This is a genomic window from Bauldia sp., assembly GCF_020442045.1.
Classification (GTDB): Bacteria; Pseudomonadota; Alphaproteobacteria; order Rhizobiales; family Kaistiaceae; genus Bauldia.
The window spans coordinates 1-4,927 of the sequence record NZ_JAGRLA010000038.1 but is presented as its reverse complement, the minus strand read 5'-3'; the positions used below and the strand labels follow the sequence as shown (position 1 = coordinate 4,927).

At 69.4% G+C, this 4,927-nt stretch carries 3 protein-coding genes; 2 read left to right on the top strand and 1 reads right to left on the bottom strand.

Features of this window, described 5'->3' with window-relative positions:
• Positions 1-370: 370 nt before the first annotated feature.
• Positions 371-2,038: a formate--tetrahydrofolate ligase gene (locus KDJ86_RS04530; protein WP_291743480.1), complete on the bottom strand. Its 1,668-nt coding sequence runs from the start codon at positions 2,036-2,038 to the stop codon at positions 371-373.
• 205 nt (positions 2,039-2,243) lie between these two features.
• On the opposite strand from KDJ86_RS04530, the gene KDJ86_RS04525 reads away from it, so the two are divergent.
• Together KDJ86_RS04525 and KDJ86_RS04520 are read left to right on the top strand one after the other, a co-directional pair.
• On the top strand, positions 2,244-3,239 hold the full coding sequence (locus KDJ86_RS04525; RefSeq protein ID WP_291743479.1) for a TAXI family TRAP transporter solute-binding subunit: 996 nt from the start codon (positions 2,244-2,246) through the stop codon (positions 3,237-3,239).
• 9 nt (positions 3,240-3,248) lie between these two features.
• Positions 3,249-4,927, top strand: a 1,679-nt coding sequence (locus KDJ86_RS04520; protein WP_291743477.1) for a mechanosensitive ion channel family protein, incomplete at its 3' end; no start/stop codon positions are given.

The following is a 4,927-nucleotide window of genomic DNA, read 5'->3' as shown; positions in this document are numbered from 1 at the left end:
GGCCTGACGGCACCCGCCCCCGAGCCTGCCGGCGCGGGCAGGCCGCCCGGCGCGAGGTCACGCCGGCGGCCGGTCGATGACGGAATGTCGAAAGGCTACTGGATCGTCAGATAGGGAACGGCAAGCACCGCGGTTGCGATCAGGGTCGCAATGCCGAAACCGGCAATTCTCAACAGGATTCCCGTCATAGTCCCCCACGTGTCGGCTTGCGCCGCCCCGGTCCCAAAGCCCCGTCCAGCGAGTGATTCACCCGCGCCCGCGTGGCGGGCGGAGGGCTCATATCACGTCCCTGCCGGCATACAACCACGCCGCGAAGGAAGTTTTCCGACCGTGACTTTTTTGCCGATGCCGGACGGCCGTCCCGGTGCCCCTAGAACAGCCCGGCGACGTTCCCGTCCGCGTCGAGGTGAATGGTCTCCGCCGCCGGCTTTCGCGGCAGTCCCGGCATGGTCATCATCGTCCCGCAGATCGCCACGACGAAGCCGGCGCCGGCCGAGAGCCGCACCTCGCGGATCGGCACCGCGTGGTTGGAGGGCGCCCCCATCAGCGTCGGGTCGGCCGAGAAGGAATATTGCGTCTTGGCCATGCAGACCGGCAGGTCGCCGTGGCCCATCGCCTCGTAGCGGTCGAGCCGGGCGCGGATCGCCTTGTCGGCGATCACTTCGCTTGCCCCGTAGAGGCTGGTGGCGATGGTCGATATCTTGTCGAAGAGCCGCATGTCGTCCGGATAGAGCGGCGCGAAATCCGCCTCGCCGCTTTCGGCGAGATCGACCACCTGGCGGGCGAGCGCCTCCGCTCCCTTCGACCCGTCGGCGAAATGGGTGCAGACGATCGCCGCGACGCCCTCCGCCTTCGCCGCCGTCTCGATCGCGGCGAGCTCAGCCTCGCCGTCCCCGGCGAAGCGGTTGATCGCGACGACCGCCGGCACGCCGTAGCGCTTCACGTTGCGCAGGTGCCGGGTGAGGTTGACCGCGCCGCGGGCCACCGCCGCCGCGTCCTCGGCCGTGAGATCGGCGCGGGCGACGCCGCCATGCATCTTGAGCGCCCGGACGGTGGCGACCACCACCGCCGCGTCGGGTTTCAGCCCCGCCTTGCGGCACTTGATGTCGAAGAATTTCTCCGCTCCGAGATCGGCGCCGAAGCCGGCCTCGGTGACCACGTATTCACCGAGCTTCAGGCCGGCCTGGGTCGCCACCACCGAGTTGCAGCCATGGGCGATGTTGGCGAAGGGGCCGCCATGGACGAAGGCCGGATTGCCTTCCAGCGTCTGGACGAGATTCGGCGACAGCGCGTCCTTGAGCAGCACCGCCATCGCGCCGTCGGCCGAGAGGTCCCTCGCCGTCACCGGCTTGCCGTCGCGGGTCTCCGCCACCACGATCCGGCCGAGCCGCGCCACGAGGTCGTCGAGGCTGGAGGCAAGGCAGAAGATCGCCATCACCTCCGACGCCACCACGATGTCGAAGCCGTCCTCGCGCGGGAAGCCGTTGGCGACGCCGCCGAGCGACGAGACGATGCCCCGCAGCGCCCGGTCATTCATGTCGACCACCCGCCGCCAGGTGATGCGGCGCTCGTCGATGCCGAGCGCGTTCCCCCAGTAGATGTGGTTGTCGACCATCGCCGCCAGCAGGTTGTTGGCGGCCGCGATCGCCGCGAAGTCGCCGGTGAAATGGAGGTTGATCTCCTCCATCGGAATGACCTGGGCATAGCCGCCGCCGGCCGCCCCGCCCTTCATCCCGAAGCACGGGCCGAGCGACGGCTCGCGGAGGCAGATCACCGTCCGCTTGCCGATCCGGTTCAGCGCGTCGCCGAGCCCGACCGTCGTCGTCGTCTTGCCCTCGCCGGCCGGCGTCGGCGAGATCGCGGTGACCAGCACCAGCTTGCCGGCCGGCTTGTCGAGGCCGGTCAGCCACGGCAGCGCGACCTTCGCCTTGTAGGCCCCGTAGGTGGAGACCGCCTCGCGCCGGATGCCGAGCAGCGCGGCAATCTCGACGATCGGCCTCGGTTTCGCCTGGCGGGCGATCTCGATGTCACTCGGCATGATGGACGTCCCCCGGAAGAAGCGGCCGCCGTCTGTCGGCGCTTTTCGCCGTGTATCGGCCCCGGCCGAGCATGGAACGGCCGGCCGCCGCTGCCAAGGGGTAACCGCCGGCGCGCCACCACCCGTCATGGTGGATCGCCTCCCGGCGGCACTTCACGCTATGATGACGATGGCCGGGCGGGCATGCCGGCGGAGGGAGTGAAACGTGCGCCTGGTATCCATCACCGGTTTGCGTCGGGCCGTCATTGGCGCCGCTGTATCGGCCGGGCTCGCGCTGGCCGCCGCCATGTCGCCAGCCGCGGCGGAAGAGGTTTCCATCGCCAGCGGCACCACCGGCGGCCTCTACCATCCGGCCGCCGGCGCGATCTGCAAGCTGGTCAACGAGCACACCGCCGAGCACGGCATCACCTGCACGGTCGCCTTCGGCAACGGGTCCGTCGCCAATATCCAGTCCCTGCGTGCCGGCGAGACGACCTTCGCCATGGCCCAGTCCGATACCGGCCGCGAGGCGATGCTCGGCACCGGACCCTTCGTCGAGGCCGGCCCCTACGACGCGCTCCGCTCGGTGATGTCGCTGTTCGTCGAGCAGGTTACGATCGTCACCCGCCGCGACAAGGACATCCGCAGCTTCGCCGATCTCAAGGGCAAGCGCGTCTATCCATCGAGCCCCGGATCGGGCGGCTATCTCCTCATGCAGGCGCTCTTCGAGGCGGAGGGCTGGGGCCCCGACGACATCATCGAAATCGCCGAGGACGACCTCACGGCGCCCGACATCGCCCAGTCGCTTTGCGACAACGAGGTCGACGCCTTCTCGGTGACCGTCGGCCACCCCAGCCCGCTCGTCAAGGAAGCCGCCGAAACCTGTGACGTCGTCCTCATCCCCGTCGCCGGGCCGGCGGTCGACGCCCTGATCGCCGGCGACGCCCTCTACGCCAGGTCGGCGATCCCGGGCGGCATGTATCGCGGCAACCCGCAGGACATCCCGGGCCTCGGCCTCGTCGCGACGCTGGTGACCACCGCCGACGCGGATGCCGACGTGGTCTATGCGCTGACCAAGGCGTATTTCGAGGGGATGGACCGGCTGCGCGAAGCCTCGCCTCTTTTCTCGTCCCTCACCGTCGAACAGATGGCGCGGGACGGGCTCAGCGCGCCCTTGCATGAAGGCGCCGCCCGGTTTTTCGCCGAAGCCGGCCTGAGATAGGCTGGCGGCGTGGCATCGCACCGGAATCGCTTCTCGTTCATTTCCGCCCTTCTGGCGCTGGCGGTCGCGCTCCTGGCCGGGCCGGCGCTCGCCCAGTCCGAGCTGCTTGGCGGCTTCGAGGAGCCCTATCCGCTTCGCGCGGCCGACACCACGAGCCCGCGCGACACGCTGCGCAGCTTCCTCCGCGATTTCAGCGAGGGCGTCGACGCCTGGCGGGCGGACAGGCCGCGCTCGGAGATCCTCCGGCCGATGATGCGCGCCGCCGACACGCTCGACACCCGCGACATCACCGCCCTCGGACGCGAATCCGCCCTGCTGATCGACATGTCGCTTTTGCGGGAGGTGCTCGATCGCGTCGAGCTGCCGCAATTCGAGGACATTCCCGGCGACGCGGAGGTCGCGGCGGACGAGGAGCTGACCCGCTGGGTCGTCCCGAATACCCGGATCGAGATCGTCAAGGTCGCGGAAGGCCCGGACGCAGGCCAGTTCCTCTTCTCGCGCGAGACCGTCGACCGCATCCGCGAATATTACGACCTCGCCCGCGAGATCCCCTACAAGCCCGGCGCCATCGTCGGCATCTATGACGAGGTGCGGGCGAGCCCCGGCCAGTGGGTCCGGCAGAAGTTCCCCGAGTCGCTCCCCGCCTGGGCGACGGCCATCGTCGCCGGCCAGGGCATCTGGCAATGGATCGCCGTCGTCCTGCTCGTCGCGGTTTCCACCATCCTGCTCCTCAGCCTGATCCGGCTCGGCATCCTCTGGGACCGGCTGTGGTGGCATCGCAGCCCGTGGCTGCGCTTCGGCCTGCCCGCCGCGCTGTTCCTGATCTTCATTCTCGCCGCGGTCGATTTCCTCGTCGCGCAGAACGCGATCGGCCTGCTCGAGCTGCCGCTTTATGTCGTCGCCTTCACCGCGCTCGTCGTCCAGGTCGTCAGCGGCTCGTGGCTGGTGCTGGTGCTGGCCGGCAGGCTCGCCGACGCGATCGGCATGATCGGCGGCCGGGGCGATGGCCGGCGCCGCTTCGACACCGCGCTGATGCGCATCCTGTTCCGGCTGATCGCGGTCGTCTTCATGCTGCTCCTCGCGGTCGCCGCGGCGGACGCCGTTGGCATCCCGATCGCACCGCTGGTCGCCGGCCTCGGCGTCGGCGGTCTGGCGATCGCGCTTGCCGTCCGCCCGACGCTGGAAAATGTCATCGGCGGCCTCACCCTCTTCGCCGACCGGCCGGTCCGCGTCGGCGATTTCTGCCGCTACGGCACGGCGCTCGGCACCGTCGAGGAGATCGGCCTCCGCTCGACCCGCATCCGCACGCTGGAACACAGCATCGTCACGGTGCCGAACAGCGAATTCTCGCAGCTCCATCTCGACAACTACACCGCGCGCTACAGCCGCCTGCTTCGAACCGTCCTGCAGCTTCGCTACGAGACGACGCCCGAGCAGATGCGCTACGTGCTGGGCAAGCTCCGCGAGCTTCTGATCGCCCATCCGATGGTCGAGCCCGAACCGGCGCGCGTCCGCTTCGTCGGCTATGGCGAATGGTCGAAGGACATCGAGGTCTTCGCCTACCTCCGCTGCCAGGACCAGGACACCTTCCTCGCCATCCGGGAGGACATTCTCCTGCGGATGGAGGACGTCATCGCCGAGGCCGGCACCGGCTTCGCCTTCCCGTCACAGACCACCTACTACGCGCG

Bases quoted from the DNA above. Each gene is read 5' to 3' on its own strand.
- KDJ86_RS04530 (WP_291743480.1), bottom strand. From the start codon at position 2,038: ATGCCGAGTGACATCGAGATCGCCCGCCAGGCGAAACCGAGGCCGATC.